Below are 21,441 nucleotides of genomic sequence, written 5' to 3' on the forward strand. Positions count from 1 at the left end.
TGGGACGTTTAGACTATATACATCAATATTAACGGGTTAGAGATGTATGACTTTGGCTTAATAACAAGTCGGTGGTCTCCAGACAAATGATGTGGAGGGAGTGCCTGTCATCCAGACAGCGTACTCGCTTCTTTTTTACATTTTGCATACATACAAGGCATTCCCCGGTTGAAAGGACAAATTGAGTGGAGCACCTACATGGAACGTACAACTTAGAACTGGTTATTTTATCTTACATTATTGCAGCGTTGGCTTCTTATGCGGCGCTTGACCTTGCGGGCCGGGTAAGTCTGGCTAAAGGCATGTCCCGAAATGTCTGGCTTACCTGCGGGGCCGTTTCAATGGGTTTGGGAATCTGGTCCATGCATTTTGTGGGCATGCTGGCTTTTGTTCTTCCTATGCATGTGTCGTATTCCACAGGTGAGGTCTTTCTATCCGTTCTGCTTGCAATTATTGCATCTGGTGTTGCGTTAAATATTGCAGGTCAGCAGTCAGGTAAAATAAGCAAGCTCCTGATCGCAGGAGTGCTCATGACCGCAGGTATTAGCGGCATGCATTATATCGGTATGGCTGCCATGTCGGTTACCATCACATATGAACCAGGCATAGTGTTGTTATCCATCCTGATCGCAGCTTTAGCTTCATTTGCTGCCTTGTGGCTCATGTTTTTCTTCCGACAGTATCAATCACGTTATACATGGGTGTACAAGATGGGCAGCGGACTTATTATGGGGCTCGGTATCACAGGAATGCATTATACGGGAATGTCAGCTGCACAATTTCATCATGCACATGATGCAATGGCTGGTTCAGGGCTCCAGATTGAACCTTCACTTCTCGCATATCTGATCGCTGCGGGTACTTTTATTGCATTGGGGTTGACCTTGTTCGGCATCTTTATTAATCAGCGTCTATCTCAGAAGGATCGCCGGATTCATGAAAATGAACAGTGGTATCAGGCCCTGTACGAAAACCATTCAGATGCCATTATTTCGGTGGATAAGCAAGGGGCTATCAAGGGGATTAATGCTGCAGTCACAAGAATTACAGGGTATCAGGAAAGAGAGATTATTCATCGTTCTATTGATGAGATTTCACAGTATGTTGATATTCATTGGACAAGTGAAATGCAGCATGTCGTGTGGGATGATGATACTCGTGAGCAGCAGCATTTCACGGGTACAATGAAAAACGTTCAGGGAAATCATCTTGATCTAAGTATTGCTGTAGTACCAGTACTGATTGATGGAAAACATCAGGGAAGCCACATTCTGATCAAAGATATCACTGAGGAGAAACAGGCTCAGGAGAGCATCCGCCATCAGGCCCTGCATGATCCACTAACCGGGCTTCCAAATCGCCGTAAGCTGGATGATGTGCTGGAGAGCACGATCGCGACTTCTGGGGCAATAGGCAGTTCATTTGCGGTTATGGTGATGGATATCGACCGTTTCAAAATGATTAATGACTCCCTCGGACATTCCATTGGAGATGTGTTTCTTCGAGAAGTGAGCAGCAGAATTATGAGTGCAATCCATGATTCAGACCCGAAGGCGACGGATAATGTCATGCTTGCTCGAATGGGGGGCGATGAATTCACACTGGTGGTTACGAATGAGCAGGGGAATGAGGAACGGGTGGCCGAACTGGCAGAACGGATTGTCCGTGCCATTCAGCTGCCTTATCGATTAAAGGAGAACGACTTTTACGTTACAGCCAGCATCGGGATCGCGATGTATCCGTATCATGGAACAGGAGCAGATGCGTTGTTGAAGCATGCAGACTCTGCGATGTATGAAGTGAAGAAAAATGGCAAAAACGGTTTTCAGTTTTACACCGCTCAATTGGATTCGGAGCTGTATGAACGAATTGAACTGGAAGGGTATTTGCGCAAAGCACTGGAACGGGATGAACTGGTCTTGTATTATCAGCCCCAGATACGTACAGAGGACAGCCGTATGATCGGCGTGGAGGCTTTGATTCGCTGGAATCATCCAGACAAGGGTGTTCTGTCTCCGAATGTGTTCATTCCACTAGCTGAAGAGACAGGCTTGATCTATGAGATCGGGAACTGGACACTGCGCGAAGCGTGCAGACAGATGAAACTTTGGCATGCTAGTGGCGGACCGCTTATTCCGGTATCCGTTAACTTGTCTAGTCAGCAGTTTCATCAATCCAACTTGGTGGAGCAGGTCAAAAATGCACTCATGGAGACGGGGCTCGATGCCCGCTATCTTGAATTGGAAATTACAGAGAGCATGATGATGGATGCATCCGTATCCACAGGTATTCTCAATGAACTTACAGCGCTTGGAGTCAAAATCAGCCTGGATGATTTCGGAACAGGATATAGCTCGCTGAGTTACTTGAAGCATTTCCCAATTCATAAGTTAAAGATTGACCGTTCTTTCGTGACAGATATTACGGAGAGCCGAAGCGACCAGGCCATTGTGGCCACGATCATATCAATGGCTCAGAATCTGAAGATGGAAGTGATTGCCGAAGGGATCGAGACGAAAGGACAGCTGGATATTCTGATGCAGAATGATTGCCGTGAAATTCAGGGATATTATTTCAGTCGTCCATTGCCGGCAAGCGAAGTGGAACATGACTTTTTTGTGCCACTAAGGCTGCATGGAGCTCCAACGATACTATAAGTTCACTGAAATGCCAAGCGGCAAGTCCCCGCCATATGCCAGGGACTTGCCGCTTTTTTTTATTCTTATGATAAAAACTTGCGGTGATGCTTCTTGCCGTCATAGGTGAACCAGATCGGTTTATCTTCTACCCGTGTTTCCACATGGACGGTACGACCCCAGAGACGGTACAGATAAGGAAGGGTTCGTTCCATATATTTCAGATCCAGTTCGATGCCCTCATATTGATGCTTGAGCACGAGTTCTCCTGTGCGCAGGTAATCGGCATCCTGAACGACGAGATACGGTGAACCACCGTTGATGCGTGAAAATACAAGCTGATCCCGTATGTTTTGCCAGGACTTGTCGGTAATTTTCCAGTCCGGGCCCTTTTTCTCGAATACATAGAGATCGAGGTCTTCGGTTAATTGTTTGGTCATGTAATTGCGTATAAATGAGGTGTCGGAATCGAATTCGCGCACCTCAAACATTTTGGCACGACCTTGCCCAGGTTGACGACCAAAACGTTCTCGTTCTTCTTTGGACGGGTTATCCCAGCGACGTTCAATATCCTCGAATATTTTCAGCCCTAAATAGTAGGGATTCAAACTTTGCTTGGATGGCTGCACGACGGAAGAGTTCAGTTTGGCAAATTCAATCGTATCCTCACTGTTCAGGTCGAGCTCCCGTATAATACGTTGATGCCAGTAGGAGGCCCAGCCTTCATTCATAATTTTCGTTTCCATCTGCGGCCAGAAATAGAGCATTTCCTCACGCATCATACTCATAATATCCCGCTGCCAATCCGTCAACACTTCAGAAAATTCCTGAATAAACCACATTACATCCTTTTCCGGTTCTGGTGGAAAGTGATGCACTTGTATTCCTTCCGCAGGTGTTTCCTCGATCTGGGTATCATCAAGGGACCACAAGTCATCATAGCGACCTTCCGGCCTTGGCGTTTTCTCCCCACGCTGCTCCCGCATTTTCATCTCCATATAACGTTGTTTGTCCAAGTGGCGGGGTTTGATCAACTGTGGATCGACATGTTCCTGAATCGCTATAACGGCATCAATGAACGCTTCAACGGCCTCTGTACCATATTCCATCTCATAGTTGCTGATCCGATCAGCCGTCGCTGCCATGCTCTCCACCATATTACGATTCGACTTGGAGAAGCGGGCGTTGTTTTTGAAGAAATCGCAGTGAGCCAGCACGTGTGCGACGATTAGCTTGTTCTGGATGAGCGAGTTGCCATCCAGCAGGAAGGCGTAACAAGGGTTGGAATTGATGACGAGCTCATAAATTTTACTGAGTCCAAAATCATATTGCATCTTCATTTTATGAAAAGTCTTCCCGAAGCTCCAGTGACTGAACCGGGTCGGCATACCATACGCTCCAAAGGTATAGATGATATCGGCAGGGCATATTTCATAACGCATCGGATAATAATCCAGGCCGAATCCATCGGCAATCTCCATAATCTCGGCAATGGCGTATTCAAGGTCGCGGATTTCATCTGTCATCTTACGCTGCCTCCTTCCCGTTTCTGGAAAAAGCTGCGCAAAGCTTTGTACACTTCGCCTTTTTCTTTGATCACATAATACATGAACTGGTCGATCTTGATATGACGATAGGCGGACATGAGTGTGCTGCTGCGGTTGTACTGGTTCACCTCGCCATATCCAAACATATTGCTGCGCTTCATCAGCTCACCAATGAGTTTGACACACCGCTCATTATCCGAGGTCAGGTTATCTCCGTCCGAGAAATGGAAAGGGTAGATATTGTAGCTGGAAGGAGGATAACGGCTATCAATAATTTCCAGTGCCTTCATATATACAGAGGAGCAGATTGTGCCTCCACTTTCGCCTCGTGTGAAGAATTCTTCCTCGGTCACTTCCTTGGCTTCGGTATGATGGGCGAGGAAAACAATCTCGACCTTCTCATACTGACGGCGGAGGAAGCGGGTCATCCAGAAGAAAAAGCTCCGAGCGCAATATTTCTCAAAGGAGCCCATGGACCCGGAAGTGTCCATCATGGCGATAATGACCGCATTGGACTGCGGAATGATTTTGTCTTCCCACGTCTTGTAACGCAGATCATCCGGACTGATATGGTGAATACCCGGATTGCCGGTAGTGGCGTTGCGACGCAAGTTCTCCAATATGGTACGTTTCTTGTCAATGTTGGATTGCATGCCTTTTTTGCGAATATCGTTGAATACCACTGTATGTGTCTCAATCTGATCCTTGTCTTTTTGCTTCAGATCCGGAAGCTCCAGTTCCGCAAAAAGCATATCTTCCAATTCCTCGATGCTCACCTCAGCTTCAACAATGTCATGCCCGGGCTGATCGCCAGCCTTTTCGCCTTTGCCTGGCTTCTTCGAAGCAGGATCACGACCGATGACATCCCCGACCTGACTGTCACCGTCTCCCTGCCCCACATGTTTTTGCTTTTGGTAGTTATACACAAAACGGTACTCATCCAGACTGCGGATTGGTACCTTAATGATTTGTTGTCCGTCGGACATAATGATGTTTTCTTCAGTAATCAAATCAGGCAGATTCTGCTTGATGACATCTTTAACCTTTTGCTGATGGCGTTGCTGGTCCTGGTACCCTTTGCGGTGAAGCGACCAATCTTCCCGGGATACGACGAACGAGTAAGGCTGGTGTGAATTTGACATGTAGGCACCCCCCATATATTACGCGGCACAGTTTGGCCTGTCGGTAATTAAGTATATTCACGGGCAGTCACGATATGTGATGCGTGAGTAGATAAAATGATACAATTACGCGAGTTTGCCTTCCGGGATCATCTAAAATTGTACAGATTGACCGGAACTTTTTTACAGAAACGATGAACAAGTGTGACGAACTTCCTTTACAATAAGGACAGGTGTTTACTTGGCATCCCTCAGAGGGATGTGTGCAAAGGAAGGATACCATTTGGATAAACGGGCAGTTAAGGCATGGATTATGTATGATTGGGCCAACTCGGCCTATGCGACGACGGTACTTGCAGCCGTTCTCCCCGTCTTTTACGCTTCCGTGGCAGCAGCCACACTGGATACAGAAACCGCAGCATCTTATCTGGCGTATACCCATTCCATCGGTATGTTATGTGTAGCGCTGTTAACCCCGTTGCTGGGGACATTAGCGGATTTATCTGGGCGCAAAGGTGATTTTCTGCGAGTATTCTCCATCATTGGCATCGTCGCAACACTCGGATTCAGCATCATTGGGGAGGGAGACTGGCTGCTCGCTTCTGCACTGCTGGTCATTTCGACGATCGGGTTTGCAGGTGGAAATACATTCTATGATGCAATGCTGCCTGATCTGGTGTCAGCCGATCGAAGAGATATGATCTCCTCCAAAGGCTATGCTTATGGTTATATTGGCGGAGGATTGCTGCTTGCGATCAATATGCTCATGATTCAGCAGCCGGGGTGGTTTGGGATGGCGAGTACACTTTCGGGAACAAGACTTGCTTTTATTTCCGTAGCGTTGTGGTGGTTGGTATTTTCCATTCCTTTATTCCGCCATGCCCCGCGTCGACCTGCTGCACCAGATATGCCCAAGTCGTGGAAAGGGTATGCAGGTGTGGGTGTACGCAGACTTGGCCAAACTTTTCGCCAGATACGGCGTTTTCCGCAGCTGATGCGAATGCTGGTTGCTTTCTGGTTTTTCAATGATGGCATTAACACGATTATCTTGATGGCAACGATCTATGGAACAAGCATTGGGATCGGAACAGCAGATCTGATGCTGGCTTTGTTACTGACCCAGTTTATTGGTTTTCCTTGCACATTGTTGCTTGGGGCATGGGCACAGCGTTGGGGTGCGAAGCAGGTGTTGATGGTAAGCTTGTCTATTTACATATGCATCGTTATCTTAGGGTATTTCATGACGTCAGCCATTCATTTTTACCTGCTCGCAGGGCTGGTTGGCCTAGTGCAGGGCGTAAGTCAATCGACAGCGCGTTCCTTGTTCAGTAATTTGATGCCTGCTGGCAGAACTGGAGAATATTTTGGATTTGTGAATATTACAGGCAAGTTTTCTTCCATTTTTGGGCCGTTTGTATTTGGTTGGGTGGGCCAATTAACAGGGTCAACGCGTTGGGGTATTCTGTCTCTAATTTTCTTTTTCGCTGCGGGGATTGCAGTGCTGGTGACTGTTAAAGTGCAGCAGGGGATGTCGGATGCGATTCAGGCCGATCAGGAAGAAGGGCAGGGGTGGATGCATCATCCCATTTCGGGAAAAAACTCAGAGGCAAGATCGACTGGATGAGTGGTTATTAACGTTCTATAGCTAATGTTCGTCATTAATAATAGTAGCTCCGTGGGCCTGTTTATTCGTAAACTGCTCTGGAGCTTTTTCATGTTTATGCAACAGTAGTAGATGGTGAGGGTGATAAAAGAAGTATAAGTGCTTAAACGACAGAGAACAGAATAGAGTGGATAGAAAGATATTATGAAAAGGTGAAAATAAAAGATTGACATGATACATTTTGTATCATAGAGTAAAAGTATGAATACATATCGTATCTAAAGATTGTCGAAAGTACATCATCCATATTACCTATTCCTGTATGGGAATATTAGTGGATATTGATATAAAGAGCTATACCAACTGCATGCTTATTTTAATTTTACAGAGGAGAGGCTGCCATTGGTAGATGTTCATGGTAACGGACTTGTCTTACTACTATGTGTACCTCGCAGTGGAAGTTCGCTATCCACCGTGATGCTGCAAAATCACAGCCGTGTATTTGCCACACAGGAGATGTGGTTTCTGATGAATCTTGTAGATTTGCAGAAGGCTGATTCCCGCCCCTATGGTGGAAGTGCAATCATCCGTCAGTTTTACAGCGCTATGGTATCAGACGAAGGTTTTGAGAAGGCGTGCAGAAGCTTTGCTCTTGAAATCTATAACGGATTTCTGGAGGGGAGCGGGGCAGACTTCATCGTAGATAAATCTCCTCGTTACTATTATATGCTGGAATGGCTTGATCTCCTGTTTCCACAGTCCAAGCGCATTCATCTCCAGCGTAACCCCCTTGCCATAGCTGCTTCCTACAAAAAGGTAAATCGCCATACAGGAGAAGGATTCGAACTGATTCGCAGCTTGCAGAGTCCGAACCTTAATATGAAAGCAGTTGATCTCACACTGGGCATGCTCCGTTTGAACGATTATTTTGCGGACAAACACACGAATGCCTATGAAGTTCAGTACGAACAACTTGTCTCCAACCCTCGGGACGAAATGGAAAAGTTATGCGGTTTTCTTGGCATCGGATATGAAGAGGGAATAGAGCAATATGGACGCTTTGTGGACAGTACAAAGTCCAATATGTTCTATAGTATGGGTGTCGGTGATCCGTTTCTATCTTCACATCAGGAATCTCATAAGGATTCTGTTAACAACTGGAAAAAAACACTAGATCCACAGGAAGTTGAATTCTATTGCCGGGTGATAGGCGCAGATATGTTTCATCGGATGGGATACAGTGAACAGCTCGAAGAAGCCGAGCAATGGACGGGTGTACGTTACGAAGCTGGCCCGGATGAGGAAGTCATATCCAAGCTAACGCGTCAATTCTCCGAAGCAACGGGCAGCAGCTGGAAGCAAGGTTACCGGATGCAGCCTGTAGACCTAGTGAGCAATACTCCAGATGAAAACAGGGATAATCAGGCAGCGAATGAACCCGATGCAATTGACCCGACACTGGCCGCACTGGCAACGATCAGGCAGTTGGAAGCCGCATTACGTGCAGCCGATAATCGGCTGGAGCGAGGGTACAATGAGCGGGAACGATTGAAGGTACAGCTTGCGTCTGCTCACAGCAAGATTCAGCGTATCAAATCCTTGATTCCGTTTGGTAACCAGATAAGCGCCTGGGCTTCACAGCGCAAGATACTCCGGGGAGGAAAGTCATGAGCGCTATAGCAGGAATTGTTCACACCGATGGTCAGCAAGCGTTATGGGAGGACAGTTGGCGTTTATATGCCAGTCTGGGCCACGTTCCGGCGGATACAACGGGGGTGTGGAAAGGTAATGAAGCTTTCCTGAGTTGCCATGCCCAGTGGATTACGCCCGAGTCAGTCAGTGAGCAATTGCCCTTATATGATGAAATGAGTGGTCTGACCATCACGGCGGATGCCATTTTGGATAATCGGGAGCAGCTGGCAGATCAACTGTCCATTTCGAGGGCGGAGTTAGCCGGATTGTCGGACAGTGAACTGATCCTGCGAGCCTACCAGCGATGGGATGAACATATGGCAGAGAAACTGCTTGGCGATTTCGCCTTCGCAATCTGGGATGAGCGCAAGCGCAGACTATTTGCTGCCAGAGATATTACAGGCATGAGATCGTTTTATTTTCGGCATGATGGTGAGCGGTTTGCCTTCTGTACCTTAATGAATCCGTTACTGCAATTGGAGGGTGTACATAAAGAACTGAATGAGATCTGGCTGTCCGAATTTCTTGCCATTCCCGATATGCATGACTCGGCAGATATCCATTCTACCGTCTATCGCGGAGTGAGTCAGCTGCCTCCTGCTCATACGCTTAGTTTCAGGGATGGCAGGTTGGAACAGAAACAATATCATCGCTGGGATGAAGTGGAGCCTCTAAAACTCAAGTCCGACGGGGAATATGTAGAAGCATTTCGTGAGGTGTTCGGTCAAGCTGTTGGATCACGATTGCGAACGCATCGACAGGTGGCTGCTGCTTTAAGCGGAGGGCTGGATTCCGGGGCTGTGGTTGGATATGCCTCAGGAACACTGCGCAGTCAAGGGAAAACGTTAAATGCGTACAGCTATGTCCCGGTGTCTGACTTTACGGATTACACATCGAAAACACTGTTAGCAGATGAGCGACCGTTTATCCAGTCTACGGTTAATCATGTCGGCAATATCACGGAGAATTATCTTGATTTTGAGGGTAGAAGCCCACTTAGTGAAGTGGACACTTGGCTTGATATTATGGAAATGCCTTATAAATACTTTGAGAACTCATTCTGGATTCGTGGTTTTTATGAAAAGGCGAGCCAGCAGGATGCAGGCATTCTATTGACTGGAGCTCGGGGCAACTTCACGGTCTCCTGGGGCCCAGCACTTGATTATTACGCCAGTTTGCTAAAAAGCGGACGCTGGTTCAGGTGGCTCCGGGAAATGCAGCAGTACAGTGAACGAACCGGGATGAAATTCTCACGAATTGCCAAAATTACAGGCCGTAAAGCGTACCCGGAATTGTTCAAATCGATGTCCAAGGGCGCTGCACAAGCCGCATCTGTGCAATTAATCCATCCGGAGTTTGCTAGCCGAACAGGTGTATTGGAACGGCTCAAATCCGTTATCGTTCTGCAAGGCGGTGCTCAGGCAGACGCTCTCAAAGTAAGGGCAGAGAAATTCAACAACCTGGCCATTGCGAACAAAAATGGTGCTGTTGCAACCAAATGCTCTCTTCGTTATCGGGCGTGGGAGCGTGACCCTACGAGTGATGCCAGAGTGATTCGTTTCTGTCTGTCCGTACCGATTGAACAATATGTTAATCAAGGTACGGATCGTGCCTTGATAAGGCGGGCTACCTCACCTGAGTTGCCTGACAAAGTGAGATTAAACCAGCGAGTACGCGGTGTTCAGCCCGCGGATTGGTTGCATCGCATGATTCCCAATTGGGGCGATTTTACTGCCGAATTGCGTGCGTTATGTTCTGACAGCCGGGTCGCGGGCATATTGAACACAGAGCGAATCAAGTCCGCACTTGCGAATTTTCCGAATCCTCGGCCTGAGCTCGCTTCACACCCGGACTTGCGGTTGATGATGCATAGTCTGATCGTGTATCGATTTATCCGAAAGTTCTGATGCAGCTAATGGGTGTAGCGATATGAGCCGGGAAAGATCCATTAATCAGTTTACTCATGAGAGGAGGTGAACACGATGCAAATGGAAAAAAAGGAATGGCAAGCACCAGCACTGGAAGTATTGGAAGTGAACCAAACGATGGCAGGAGTAGGTTACAAACAGATCGACTGGGTTACTGTCCACGATGCTGATCTTTATGATCCAACTTCCTAAGTTGTTTAGTTTTAACATGTGCCATCATACTTAGAAGGGCGGAAAGGGCAATAATCCAACTTTTCGCCTCCGCCCTTATATTGAGCAGTGCGAATATAAGGGCTTTTTTTACTTACATGCAGAATTGCGAAGGAGGAGTCTTTCATTGTTGCCTGTGCAGTATGAAGCGTATGGCTTGCGTTGGTTGAGCCAATTCCCAATGCCTGAACTCCAAATCGTACAGAGCGGTACAGATTCTCTAACTGCCTATACGGACGTACACATTGAAATAGCTGATTTGGCGGCACAGTGGAAAGAGTGGGATGTGGGGAGCGATAACTTTGTATCCCGAAATGGCAGTCTTTTTTTTCGTATCGAAGATGTGGGCCTGTTTCTCATGGAACAAGGACGCCGTATCGTAGTATCCCCTCAAACGGGAGCAGATGCCAAAAAGGTCAGATTGTTTGTGCTGGGTACATGTATGGCCGTCATTATGATGCAGCGCGGCATTCTTCCACTCCACGGAAGTGCGGTAGTCATTGATGGTTGGGCTTATGCATTTGTTGGACACTCGGGTGCAGGCAAATCCACTTTATCAGCTGCACTTGCTTCACGCGGCTTTCCACTCTTAACGGATGATGTCGTGGCACTGACATGGGATGCAGGAGGAAGAGCAATCGTATCACCGGGTTATCCGCAGCAAAAGTTATGGCAGCCTAGTCTGGACGGATTCGGCATGAAGGAACAGGATTACGCAACGGTTCATGCGGAAATTACGAAATACGCGATACCGGTTCAGCATTATTTTCATGATCAACCTGTTCCGCTTGCCGCTATTTTTGAACTTGATCCGAAGCCGGAAGAGATGCTGAAACCTGTACAACTGAAGGACGTTGCGGGATTGGAACGCCTTCACATGCTGTGCTCTCATACATTTCGCAGTGGACTTGTTTCCAGGCAGGGTCTGGCACAGTGGCTGTTCGAGACGGTCTCGCGGCTGTCCGCCGGTATTGAAGTTTATAGAATCACGAGGTCAGGCTCTGATTTTACCGCATTTGAGATGGCTGACCGGATTACAGAACATGCACGCAAAGGAGTGTATACAGGACAATGACAGCAACGAAGCCAATGAATGGGGAAGACCGTGTGTTGCGGAAGGAAGGCAATCTTGTCAGTGACATGGGTGGGGAAAAAGTCATGATGAGCATCCACAACGGTAAGTATTATAATCTGGGCAGCACGGGTGGACGAATCTGGGATCTGATCAGTCAAGAACGAACATTGACCGAATTGGTTGAAGTGTTAGCTTCAGAATATGAGATAGGCCCAGACATATGCCGTGAGCAGGTTGTGCAATTTCTAGAGCATTTGACGCATGAAGGATTAATTGACGTTACCCGCGGAGAGTAGACCATGTTGCGAAAAATAAAAGCATATCGTTCATTGCCGCGTGAAATTCGTGGATTGGTATGGGAAGCTTATGTCCACCTTGGATGGGCACGAATACTTAAGGCGATGCCTTTTGCCAGGATTGCCCCTAGTCTCGGTACACCCATGTACGAAACGCCGGTGACGGGACTCAATCGTAGTGATGTGACGACAATACGAAATATTTCTAAAGCTATTCTTATTGCCAGCAGGTATACATTATGGGAAAGTCGTTGCCTTGTCATGGCAATCGCAGCGATGAAGATGCTGGAACGCCGTAAAGTGGAGAGTACTCTATATATGGGTACTGCACGGGATAAACAAGGTCAAATGATGGCTCATGCATGGCTGCGAAGTGGGAAATTGATTGTGACTGGAGCAGATACAATGGACCAATATACGGTTGTCGGCGTGTTTGGCAAGCGTTGTCCTGAGAAGGGAGCTGGGGAGATTGTCTACGATACATGAGTGGGAACAATATACAGCGGATTTTCCGCAGGAGCTTAAGCTGATTTTGAGCATGATTAAAGGCGATCTAACAGTAATAACCCCTGAGGACGCCCAAATACGAATTAAGGGGATGGACTGGCAGCTCTTTTTGCAGCTTGCCCATCATCATCGACTGTACTCTGTTCTCTATCTAAAAATAAAAGAGTTGAATTCAGCGATTATTCCCGCTTTTGTGGTGGAGAACCTGAAGCAGCAATACACAACTAATACGTTCCGCATGTTACATCTAACAGCCGAGATGGAGCAGGTATGTGGCGCTTTTCGTGAACGAGGCATTCGGAATATTACGCTCAAAGGGCCCACGCTGGCACATGATTTATACGGAGATATTTCCTTGCGAACCTCTAAAGATCTGGACATTCTTATTCCCTTTGATGATGTGGAGTTCGCGGAGGAGATTCTTGAATCGCTTGGTTATGAATCGAAGGAAGGTAAGAGAACACCAACTGTTGCTAGCTGGAAATGGCGGGAACATCATATCTGTTACAAACACCCGGTCAAAAGAACCCAAGTCGAGATCCATTGGCGGCTTAATCCGGATTCCGGAAGAGAAACCGATTTTGAATTACTGTGGAAACGCAGTCGATTCAGCACCTATACCCAGACGCCTGTCCGTATGCTGGAAAGGGAGGATCTGTGGGCATATTTGGTGACGCACGGCGCAAGACACGGGTGGTTCAGACTGCGTTGGTTACTGGATATCGACCAGATGATTCGCAGTATGCCACTGGATGTCAAAAAAGTGGAGCGACGCCTGAAAGCAGAAGGCAGATTATCTATCGGTTCACAAGCTCTTCATCTGGCTTCGGTATTACTGGACACCCCTTTGGATGCCAATTATCTTGCTTTGTTGTCTTCTCATGAACGTGTGGGAGAGAAATTAGCCAGACGCGGCGTCGTGTTCATGAATGAGATGATTGAGAGCCCGGCAGATGTAAAGAGTTATCGTTCCTATCTGTTCGCACTGCGAAGCACAAGGCAGAAGCTGTTTTTCTTTATTGAACGTTTGTATCCGAGTACCTGGGATGTAGACCAACTACCGCTTCCGCGTTCACTGCATTTTTTGTATTTTCCGTTACGTCCGTTTCTCTGGTTCTGGCGGCGAATCAAAAGGAACACGATGACGGAGAGGGGATAACGTATGATTTCGGAACTGCAATTTTTTATGCGAAAGCTGCATCGTGTAACGGGCCCAGTCTTATATTGGAATCTGTTGGGCATGATCTGCATTAGTCTGATGGAAGGGATCGGCATATATATGCTCGTTCCGATGTTAAGTCTTATTGGTATTTTTGAAATGGGTTCTACAGGTCTGCACTTACCCTGGATATCAGAATTTTTAAATCGTTTTCCGGAAAATGGCCGGCTGCTGCTGGTGCTGCTGACCTTTGTCCTCATTGTCTCTGGACAGGCGTGGCTACAACGTCTTCAGACGATTCGTAACACTCGAATTCAGCAGCAATTTGTTCGAACGCTGCGCATGGAAACCTATCGTGCCATCATTATGGCGCAGTGGTCTTTTTTTCTCCAAAAACGAAAATCCGACTTTAATCATATATTAACGACCGAACTTGCCCGTGTCAGTCAGGGCACGAATATTATGCTGCAAATGGCGGCTTCCTTGATCTTCACCGGCATTCAAATCGGCCTGGCCTTCTGGTTGTCTGCCAAGTTAACTGCCCTTGTCCTGGTCTGCGGATTGGTATTGTTTATTGTCTTGAGAAAATTCGTGAAAAGGGCAAAACAAATTGGGGATCAGACGTCGGAATATTCTCAGAGCTATTATAACGGTATTACAGAGCACTTTAATGGAATCAAGGATATTAAGAGCAATATGCTCGAAAAATCACATATTAGCTGGTTTGAACGTATGTGTGGGCGAATTGAACGTAACGTGATTCAGTTCAGCCAGTTGAACAGCGGCACACAATTGATTCATCGAATATCCGCGGCAGTCATTATTGCTGCTTTTATCTATTTATCTCTACATGTACTCGCTGTCCCTCCGGCAAGTTTATTGCTCATTATTCTGATCTTTTCACGGTTGTGGCCACGATTCACTTCTATTCAATCCAATCTGGAGTATATGAGTTCGATGCTGCCCGCGTTTCAGATTGTGAGAGAGTTACAGACAGAAACCGAGAAAAGCCGTGAGATTAGCGAAAAAACGGTTAATACTGGTGAACCATATGATGAGGAGTTAACGGTTCCCGGTCCTCGTTCGGTCAGAATGAAGGCCCAGGCCATGCTGAATGAGCAGCAGACAGCTAGCGATATGCTGCCCATTGAACCCCTGGTGCTAAAGGAGTCTATCGAGTGTCAGCAAGTGAATTATCGCTATGAAGGCAGCGATACCTACTCGTTATACGAAGCGTATGCATCCATCCCTGCAAAAGGCATGACGGCCATTGTAGGCAAGTCAGGAGCAGGGAAGAGCACGATGATCGATCTGATTATGGGACTCATACGTCCGGAGAGTGGTCAGATTTTGGTGGATGGGGTGCCGTTAACCGAGAATCGATTGTTAGCCTGGAGAAGTTCAATCGGATATGTCTCTCAGGACCCTTTTCTGTTCCATACAAGTATTCGTGAAAATTTGCGCCTGGTTGATCCAAATGCCAGTGAGGAACAGATGTGGCAGGCATTACAGTTCTCATCGTCTGCAGCGTTTGTCCGCAAACTTCCGCAAGGACTGGATACCATTATCGGTGATCGGGGCATCCGCCTGTCCGGTGGTGAACGTCAGCGTTTGGTGCTTGCCCGCGCTATGCTTCGGAACCCTTCTGTATTGGTATTGGATGAGGCGACAAGTGCGCTGGATAGTGAGAACGAACAACATATTCATGAGGCTCTTGAACACCTGAAAGGGCATGTGACTGTTATTGTTATCGCCCACCGATTATCCACCATTCGAACAGCGGATCGAGTGATTGTATTGGATGAAGGCCGGGTGATCCAACAAGGGGGTTATCAACAGTTGTCTACTGATCCGGTTGGCACATTCAGCAAACTGTTGAACATGCAGGCGGGTGTCGTGGGTCAATGACACTTCTCCGTGAATTCGTGAAAAAACAAAGCAAAAAGGCGCGCCATTAGAGGCAGCGCCTTTGATCTGTATGTACGGCAAAAGAAAAGGAAGGGAAGAGGAATAGTAATTCAACATGGTTATCTTTTTCGTCTAGTGAACAATGGCATTGCTAACAGGCTGCGGCAGTTGAAAAGCACCAACACGTTCCAGATGTTGCACAATTTCATGCACGGCTTCTTCAATGGACAGCTCTTCCGTATCAATGATCAGTGTAGGATCTTCTGGAATATCATAAGGGGCAGAGATTCCTGTGAAATGTGGAATGGCACCGCTGCGGGCCTTTTTGTAAAGCCCCTTCGGATCACGGCGTTCGCATTCTTCGATCGAACAACGGACATAAATTTCAATGAAATCATCAGCCTCAAAGAGCTGTTTAACCATATTCCGGTCTTGTGCATCTGGCGAGATAAAGGCGGAAAGAACAAATAACCCGGCATCTACCATCAACTTGGATACTTCACCAATCCGGCGCAGATTTTCTTGCCGATCCTCGACCGTGAACCCAAGATCCCGATTCAGTCCATGACGTACGTTATCCCCATCAAGTACGTAACAATGAACCCCTTTTTCGTACAGATACTGCTCCAGGGCAAATGCAAGCGAGGACTTTCCTGCGCCGGATAGGCCGGTGAACCATAAGGCACGACTGTGATGACCGTTATGTTTCTCCCTGTCCTGCCTGTTTAAGCTGGATTGCTGCCAGGTAATGTTACGTTCTTCCTTTGACATGGATATCCGCCTCTTCCTACTTATGATATGTATAATATTTTAACATATTTACAAGATTATAGCACCTTCTGAATTTGACGGAATTTAGCGTGAATCGATGACAATTCGGGTATAGATTTAGTACATACATAGCAGGAGGAAGACCAACATGAACAATAACATACACAACATACAGGTATATTTCCAGTGCGCGGATTGCGATCAGGATATTCGGGCAATCTTTGCTCAAGAGCAAGTCAGTGCGGTTCGCTGTTCAGAGTGTGGTAGAGCATACACATTGATGAAGCCTACCATTGGTGACGAGATTTTACTTGATTGGGAACAGGAGGCGCTATATCATAAATTGCGCGCTGATCGCTCTGAACATGATAATCATAATATGTCTGCCCTGATTATTAAAGTAATTGAGCTGTTAACCTGGCGGGATAGTGGTGATGGTCAGACACGTGCCATAGAGATGGTTAGAGAATGGTTGGCTTCCAGTGGAAAACCTCAGACCTTACTTGAATTGTTTCATCATCCTGAGCGAGATAACAAACGGTTTTGAACGGAGAAATGAGAACTGGGGCTCCATGGTGTGTAAGTATGTGATGCGATCTGTAATCGGAATTTACATACATTAGCTGTTCCTGTGGCATATTACCTGAAGGTGTTCGTGATAGGAAACGACAAACCGAATTTTTCAGGAACAGGAGCGGATAGCAATGAAGCGAATGGTTCTTTACATGCTGCTGGCTGTATTGACGTTCGGTATATTACCGGCACATACTGAAGCATCGCCAATAAATGGAGCATATCATTTTGGCTTCAAAAAGAGCCAAAATGGCCAGTTGCCTTCCATTGATCAGGAAGGATTTAAGGAGATATTACAGCATAACGATGCCATTTTCCTGGGGGATACAAAACAGAAAGAGCTGTATCTTACGTTTGATAACGGTTATGAAAATGGGTTTACGCCAGCTATATTGGATGTTCTGCGCGACAAAAAAGTGCCGGCTGCTTTTTTTGTCACCGGACATTATCTGAAAGACCAGCCTGAATTGGTGAAGCGAATGTCGGCAGAAGGCCATATTGTGGGTAACCACTCCTGGAGCCATCCCGATATGACCCGAGTTTCCAATGAAAAAATAAGAACAGAGCTTGATCAGGTACGATCTGAGGTCAATCGGTTGACTGGACAGCAAGCGACCTTCTTGCGGCCACCACGTGGCATTTTTAACAACCGGACGCTTGCAGAGAGCCACGCTCAAGGTTACGTTAATGTGTTTTGGTCCGTTGCCTATAAAGATTGGGATACCAAAGTGCAACGTGGGACAGAGTATGCACGTCAGCAAGTCCTGAAACAGCTTCATCCGGGAGCAGTCATTCTGCTTCACTCTGTGTCGAAGGATAACACGGAGGCGCTTGCTTCCATCATTGATGAGGCACGTAAGCAAGGATATGCGTTCAAAAGTTTGAATGATCTGAAAACAAAAAGTTATTAATTTTACATGTTTACAATAGAAAAGGGCATCCTGAGCTATGGTAGCTTAGGGTGCCCTTTCTGGTTTGGTCTTTGATGGGTTCAGCAGACATAATTTTAATCATTAAGGAAACACGTTGTGTGATGAGAGGTCTTTTATAGAACCGTGTTATAAATGATACCGATCGTTTTGGGACCACAATGACTACATATAACGCAGCCAGCCGTAGTTAATTCCACTCGTGCTCCAGTCTGCTCCTGCAGAGACTTTTGCAAATCCAGCGCATCTTCTTCGGCCATGGTATGCACGACGATAACGAGATCACGGTCGATCTGTTCCTTATGGTTAAGTGTGTTTTGCAGCATTTGTTCAAGAGCCTTTTCGCGTTTGCCACGCACCTTGTATGCAGGTGACATCTTGCCATCGGCTACCCGAATGACGGGGCGAATTTTGAGCAGACTACCAATCAGGTTTTGCATGCCAGAGCAGCGTCCACCTTTGTACAGATACTCCAACGTATCGATGACAAACTCAGTTCGCACATTTGGTTTGATGGCTTCAACGAGAAGTGTAATCTCCGTCAGGCTTTGCCCTTTTTCTGCTGCATGAACTGCCTTCATGACCATGAGGCCAATCCCGGAAGAAAGATTCAGAGAATCCACGACAGAGATGCGACCTTCCGGAAATTCGGAACTGGCCAATCTTGCATTTTGGTAAGTTGACGAAAGTTCAGAGGACAAGCTGATATATAAGATATCAAACCCTTGTTCTATGTAAGGTTGAAATGCCGTCATGAAATCAGCAGGTGAAGGTGCAGCCGTTTTGGGCAGACGCCCATCCCTGCTTACACGTTCATATAGCTGCTCCGGCTTAATTTCAGCACCGTCCTTCAGTGATTCCTCACCGAACACGACATATAGAGGGATAATACCGATATCGTGCTGCTGGATCCATGCTGGGGCCAGATCACTTGTGCTGTCCGTGAAAATTTTGATTCGTGACATGTCAATCTCCTTTGGATACGAGAATTTGGCAATAGAATGATCAAATGAATCATGTTCAGATGGATCAGTGTTATTCCATTAACATTTTTAAAGAATAAATGTGAAGCGGATTTACGCTTCTACATCATATAGATACCTGCAATTATAAGCCCTGCAAACGCCAGAATCATGACTCCACTGAGAATGGTTCCGATGATAGCAAAGACTTTTTTACGATTTTTGAGAATGAGCCCGATCACACCGAGAATGAGTCCAGCCAGATTAAGAATCAGACAAACCAGAACAGCCAGAGAAGCCAGAACAACTGCTGGATGTAATGCAATCTCTTCCACTTGGATCGGTGTAGTTACGACGCCAATTGTACTGTTGATAGCCATTGTGGCAATAACTAAAGTCAGCATGTAACCAATGATCGAGACCAATCCAATCACAAAACTTGCAATACCAGGCCCGGAATGTTTCAATCGACCCATGGATGGATCTTCAAGGTCGGAGGGGTAAGGTGTAAATAGATTATCATGATTGGGTTCTGAGTAATACGTAGTGGAATCGGATTGATACGGATGATGGTTATTTTGGTTATTTTGATTATCCATAAATGGTGTATCCCTCCCTTAATCGTGTTCATGAGTGTAATTAACCTAATCAGGGTATTATGATTCTCATCAAGAGAATGAAGGCATTCCTTTTTACTTTTCCATAAAAATCGATAAAAATCAAGGTTTAACGCCAGTTTTCGTCGATTTTGAGGCAAAAGCGAAGTAAAGTATATATAACCAGACATATAAATGCCTTCGCATCGTAACTGGCTGGTAAACACTGCAAGGATTCGCTAAAATAAATAGTTAAGAGATGAATTAAGGGAGAGAAGGCAAATGCAACGGAAATGGATGATGCTTGGTGCTGTGCTGACAATGCTTTCTGTAGCTATTGGTGCATTTGGTGCACATATGCTCAAGGAAAAAATTGGTGCAGACGCCATAGCCGTGTATGAAACCGGAGTGCAGTACCACATGATACATGCAATCGGACTGCTGATTGTTGGTCTTACAGCGGGTCAACTTGGACCGTCCACCAAGCTCAAGTGGGCAGCACGCTTGCTGTTTATCGGAATTATTATATTCTCGGGCAGTCTGTATGTACTGAGTATTTCAGGTATTAAAATATTGGGAGCCATCACGCCAATCGGCGGGGTAGCCTTTATTGTCGGATGGTTGTTATTAGCACTAGACGTATGGCAGCGGGGAAAAGATCGCTCATGATGATTTGCAATATTTGGGCGTAGTTATGGATCAATTACGATGTACCAGTTCATTGTTACACGAATGAACACCTAAAAAAGCAACTTGCCTGGGAAATGTTATCGAATTCCCCCGTAAGTTGCTTTTTGTTTGAATGCTAATTGAGTTAGAGAAACTCATCAATTTCATTGGTTCGGAACGTATACACTTGTTTTTCATCCACATGGTAGACGCTTACAATGCTGGTATCCCGATCAAAATTCAAGATTCGGCATGGAATGCTCTGATGCCGTCCGTTCTTGTTGTTCACAACGATCCGAGTAAGACGGTTTTCTTTGATAAGGGTATCAATCCATACATCGAATGAATTTCCGTTGGTAGTGTTGGATGCTTCGGTTGAAGGAGCTTTCTGGGAATCAGGTGTTTCGATTTCATTTTGTGGTTTGACTGGAACGGTTGAAGCCGTCGCTTGATTTAATGAAGAGTTCTTCTGTCTTGCATTGGATTGTGATTTTTTTCTTTCTTTATGAAGAAAGGCGAATGAGTCCTTTTTGGACTGCAGTGTCACTTCAATAATTTTGCCAAGCTCTATGCCGGATTGAATCCGGAAGTCTGCAATTTGTTCCTCTTTGTTTATGAACTCCAACAGGGACTGCAGTGCCAATGCATTCGAGCGGCTCTTAATAAGAATATCGACATTGAATAAAAAGCCGATTTCTTCTTCGTTGGATATGGTTTCTTTCATTCATCCCAGCCCCGTTAAAAGATATGTCAGCAAAAACATGCTTCAATACACTATATCATTAAAATGGCAATAATCATAGTGCTGGAGACATAGAAAATGAGCGAGCCACTTAGGCTAATTCAAGTACAACCATATGCATTTCCAATCCTTTTCCGCAGGTGTCCACACGGCTATCCGGAATGAGGCATACAATTATCGTGACCTGTTCAAGAGGAGGTGTATCTGGAAATTATGGTGACGATGGAGCCGATTGTGGTTGGAGAGCATGTGTTGGTCGGGGTAGAGGTTAAGCTGCCGAAAACGACATTACTGACGATTAATACATCCAAAGGATATATCATGTGCGGAGCACTCGATGTGGGATTACTTAATGAGAAGCTTGGGGATCGCAAGATTATTGCAGCTCGGGCGGTTGGCGTGCGCACATTGGAACAGCTGCTTCATGCGCCTATGGAGTCGGTGACAACGGAAGCCGAAGCCATGGGCATTACGGTTGGCATGACGGGTGTAGAAGCATTGCTCAAGATGATCTGAG

The 21,441-nt window shown here is 46.3% G+C and carries 20 protein-coding genes; 14 read left to right on the plus strand and 6 right to left on the minus strand.

Annotation, left to right across the window (positions count from 1 at the left end):
- Positions 1-185: 185 nt before the first annotated feature.
- A complete protein-coding gene (locus RS891_RS09225; protein WP_315795134.1) occupies positions 186-2,657 on the plus strand; it encodes an EAL domain-containing protein in 2,472 nt (823 codons plus the stop codon).
- 65 nt (positions 2,658-2,722) lie between these two features.
- On the opposite strand, the gene RS891_RS09230 is transcribed toward RS891_RS09225, so the two are convergent.
- Together RS891_RS09230 and yhbH are read right to left on the minus strand one after the other, a co-directional pair.
- Positions 2,723-4,162 carry a SpoVR family protein gene (locus tag RS891_RS09230; RefSeq protein ID WP_113051666.1) on the minus strand — a complete coding sequence of 480 codons (1,440 nt, stop codon included), beginning with the start codon at positions 4,160-4,162 and terminating at the stop codon, positions 2,723-2,725.
- On the minus strand, positions 4,159-5,325 hold the full coding sequence (yhbH, locus tag RS891_RS09235; RefSeq protein WP_053780501.1) for a sporulation protein YhbH: 1,167 nt from the start codon (positions 5,323-5,325) through the stop codon (positions 4,159-4,161). The genes RS891_RS09230 and yhbH overlap by 4 nt, the downstream gene beginning before the upstream one ends.
- Positions 5,326-5,587: 262 nt before the next feature.
- Here yhbH and RS891_RS09240 point away from each other — a divergent pair, with 262 nt between their 5' ends.
- The 9 genes from RS891_RS09240 (at position 5,588) to RS891_RS09280 (ending at position 15,682) form a co-directional block, all read left to right on the plus strand.
- On the plus strand, positions 5,588-6,928 hold the full coding sequence (locus RS891_RS09240; protein ID WP_315795135.1) for an MFS transporter: 1,341 nt from the start codon (positions 5,588-5,590) through the stop codon (positions 6,926-6,928).
- A 381-nt stretch (positions 6,929-7,309) separates the two neighbouring features.
- On the plus strand, positions 7,310-8,578 hold the full coding sequence (locus tag RS891_RS09245) for a sulfotransferase family protein (RefSeq protein ID WP_315795136.1): 1,269 nt from the start codon (positions 7,310-7,312) through the stop codon (positions 8,576-8,578).
- The gene (locus RS891_RS09250) at positions 8,575-10,506 is read left to right on the plus strand and encodes an asparagine synthase-related protein (RefSeq protein WP_315795137.1); all 1,932 of its coding nucleotides are present in this window, start codon (positions 8,575-8,577) and stop codon (positions 10,504-10,506) included. The genes RS891_RS09245 and RS891_RS09250 overlap by 4 nt, the downstream gene beginning before the upstream one ends.
- A gap of 81 nt (positions 10,507-10,587) precedes the next feature.
- Complete coding sequence (locus RS891_RS09255) at positions 10,588-10,719, plus strand: paeninodin family lasso peptide (protein WP_157258540.1); 132 nt, start codon at positions 10,588-10,590, stop codon at positions 10,717-10,719.
- Positions 10,720-10,864: 145 nt separating this feature from the next.
- Entirely contained in the window at positions 10,865-11,812 is a 948-nt protein-coding gene (locus tag RS891_RS09260; protein ID WP_113051670.1) for an aldolase, read from the plus strand.
- Positions 11,809-12,108 carry a lasso peptide biosynthesis PqqD family chaperone gene (locus RS891_RS09265; RefSeq protein ID WP_113051671.1) on the plus strand — a complete coding sequence of 100 codons (300 nt, stop codon included), beginning with the start codon at positions 11,809-11,811 and terminating at the stop codon, positions 12,106-12,108. Before RS891_RS09260 ends, RS891_RS09265 begins: the two co-directional genes overlap by 4 nt.
- Positions 12,109-12,111: 3 nt before the next feature.
- Positions 12,112-12,594, plus strand: coding sequence for a lasso peptide biosynthesis B2 protein (locus tag RS891_RS09270; RefSeq protein ID WP_113051672.1), 483 nt, complete (start codon positions 12,112-12,114; stop codon positions 12,592-12,594).
- Entirely contained in the window at positions 12,578-13,774 is a 1,197-nt protein-coding gene (locus RS891_RS09275; RefSeq protein ID WP_113051673.1) for a nucleotidyltransferase domain-containing protein, read from the plus strand. Before RS891_RS09270 ends, RS891_RS09275 begins: the two co-directional genes overlap by 17 nt.
- A 3-nt stretch (positions 13,775-13,777) precedes the next feature.
- Entirely contained in the window at positions 13,778-15,682 is a 1,905-nt protein-coding gene (locus RS891_RS09280; RefSeq protein ID WP_315795139.1) for an ABC transporter ATP-binding protein, read from the plus strand.
- Between the two features lie 132 nt (positions 15,683-15,814).
- Here the strand turns inward: RS891_RS09280 and cysC are convergent, their stop codons facing one another.
- A complete protein-coding gene (cysC, locus tag RS891_RS09285) occupies positions 15,815-16,453 on the minus strand; it encodes an adenylyl-sulfate kinase (RefSeq protein WP_315795140.1) in 639 nt (212 codons plus the stop codon).
- A 148-nt stretch (positions 16,454-16,601) separates the two neighbouring features.
- Between cysC and RS891_RS09290 the strand changes: the two genes are divergently transcribed.
- Positions 16,602-17,000: a hypothetical protein gene (locus RS891_RS09290; protein ID WP_053780509.1), complete on the plus strand. Its 399-nt coding sequence runs from the start codon at positions 16,602-16,604 to the stop codon at positions 16,998-17,000.
- 157 nt (positions 17,001-17,157) lie between these two features.
- Positions 17,158-17,937, plus strand: coding sequence for a delta-lactam-biosynthetic de-N-acetylase (gene pdaA, locus RS891_RS09295; RefSeq protein WP_076289863.1), 780 nt, complete (start codon positions 17,158-17,160; stop codon positions 17,935-17,937).
- Between the two features lie 134 nt (positions 17,938-18,071).
- On the opposite strand, the gene RS891_RS09300 is transcribed toward pdaA, so the two are convergent.
- A complete protein-coding gene (locus RS891_RS09300; protein ID WP_315795141.1) occupies positions 18,072-18,920 on the minus strand; it encodes a DegV family protein in 849 nt (282 codons plus the stop codon).
- A 119-nt stretch (positions 18,921-19,039) separates the two neighbouring features.
- Positions 19,040-19,516 carry a hypothetical protein gene (locus tag RS891_RS09305; RefSeq protein WP_113051677.1) on the minus strand — a complete coding sequence of 159 codons (477 nt, stop codon included), beginning with the start codon at positions 19,514-19,516 and terminating at the stop codon, positions 19,040-19,042.
- 279 nt (positions 19,517-19,795) lie between these two features.
- Between RS891_RS09305 and RS891_RS09310 the strand changes: the two genes are divergently transcribed.
- A complete protein-coding gene (locus RS891_RS09310; RefSeq protein ID WP_315795142.1) occupies positions 19,796-20,182 on the plus strand; it encodes a DUF423 domain-containing protein in 387 nt (128 codons plus the stop codon).
- Between the two features lie 145 nt (positions 20,183-20,327).
- Here RS891_RS09310 and RS891_RS09315 read toward each other — a convergent pair whose 3' ends face one another.
- Positions 20,328-20,906: a hypothetical protein gene (locus tag RS891_RS09315; RefSeq protein WP_315795143.1), complete on the minus strand. Its 579-nt coding sequence runs from the start codon at positions 20,904-20,906 to the stop codon at positions 20,328-20,330.
- Positions 20,907-21,137: 231 nt separating this feature from the next.
- On the opposite strand from RS891_RS09315, the gene RS891_RS09320 reads away from it, so the two are divergent.
- Positions 21,138-21,440, plus strand: a complete 303-nt coding sequence (locus RS891_RS09320; protein WP_017689545.1) for a YunC family protein — start codon at positions 21,138-21,140, stop codon at positions 21,438-21,440.
- The last annotated feature ends 1 nt before the right edge of the window (position 21,441 follow it).

Origin of the sequence: Paenibacillus sp. BIC5C1 (genome assembly GCF_032399705.1) — a bacterium.
Lineage (GTDB): Bacteria > Bacillota > Bacilli > Paenibacillales > Paenibacillaceae > Paenibacillus > Paenibacillus taichungensis_A.

Coding starts and splice junctions, on each gene's coding strand:
- RS891_RS09230 (WP_113051666.1), bottom strand. CDS start 4,162: ATGACAGATGAAATCCGCGACCTTGAATACGCCATTGCCGAGATTATG.
- yhbH (WP_053780501.1), bottom strand. CDS start 5,325: ATGTCAAATTCACACCAGCCTTACTCGTTCGTCGTATCCCGGGAAGAT.
- RS891_RS09250 (WP_315795137.1), top strand. CDS start 8,575: ATGAGCGCTATAGCAGGAATTGTTCACACCGATGGTCAGCAAGCGTTA.
- RS891_RS09255 (WP_157258540.1), top strand. CDS start 10,588: ATGGAAAAAAAGGAATGGCAAGCACCAGCACTGGAAGTATTGGAAGTG.
- RS891_RS09265 (WP_113051671.1), top strand. CDS start 11,809: ATGACAGCAACGAAGCCAATGAATGGGGAAGACCGTGTGTTGCGGAAG.
- RS891_RS09270 (WP_113051672.1), top strand. CDS start 12,112: ATGTTGCGAAAAATAAAAGCATATCGTTCATTGCCGCGTGAAATTCGT.
- RS891_RS09280 (WP_315795139.1), top strand. CDS start 13,778: ATGATTTCGGAACTGCAATTTTTTATGCGAAAGCTGCATCGTGTAACG.
- cysC (WP_315795140.1), bottom strand. CDS start 16,453: ATGTCAAAGGAAGAACGTAACATTACCTGGCAGCAATCCAGCTTAAAC.
- RS891_RS09290 (WP_053780509.1), top strand. CDS start 16,602: ATGAACAATAACATACACAACATACAGGTATATTTCCAGTGCGCGGAT.
- pdaA (WP_076289863.1), top strand. CDS start 17,158: ATGAAGCGAATGGTTCTTTACATGCTGCTGGCTGTATTGACGTTCGGT.
- RS891_RS09300 (WP_315795141.1), bottom strand. CDS start 18,920: ATGTCACGAATCAAAATTTTCACGGACAGCACAAGTGATCTGGCCCCA.
- RS891_RS09305 (WP_113051677.1), bottom strand. CDS start 19,516: ATGGATAATCAAAATAACCAAAATAACCATCATCCGTATCAATCCGAT.
- RS891_RS09310 (WP_315795142.1), top strand. CDS start 19,796: ATGCAACGGAAATGGATGATGCTTGGTGCTGTGCTGACAATGCTTTCT.
- RS891_RS09315 (WP_315795143.1), bottom strand. CDS start 20,906: ATGAAAGAAACCATATCCAACGAAGAAGAAATCGGCTTTTTATTCAAT.
- RS891_RS09320 (WP_017689545.1), top strand. CDS start 21,138: ATGGTGACGATGGAGCCGATTGTGGTTGGAGAGCATGTGTTGGTCGGG.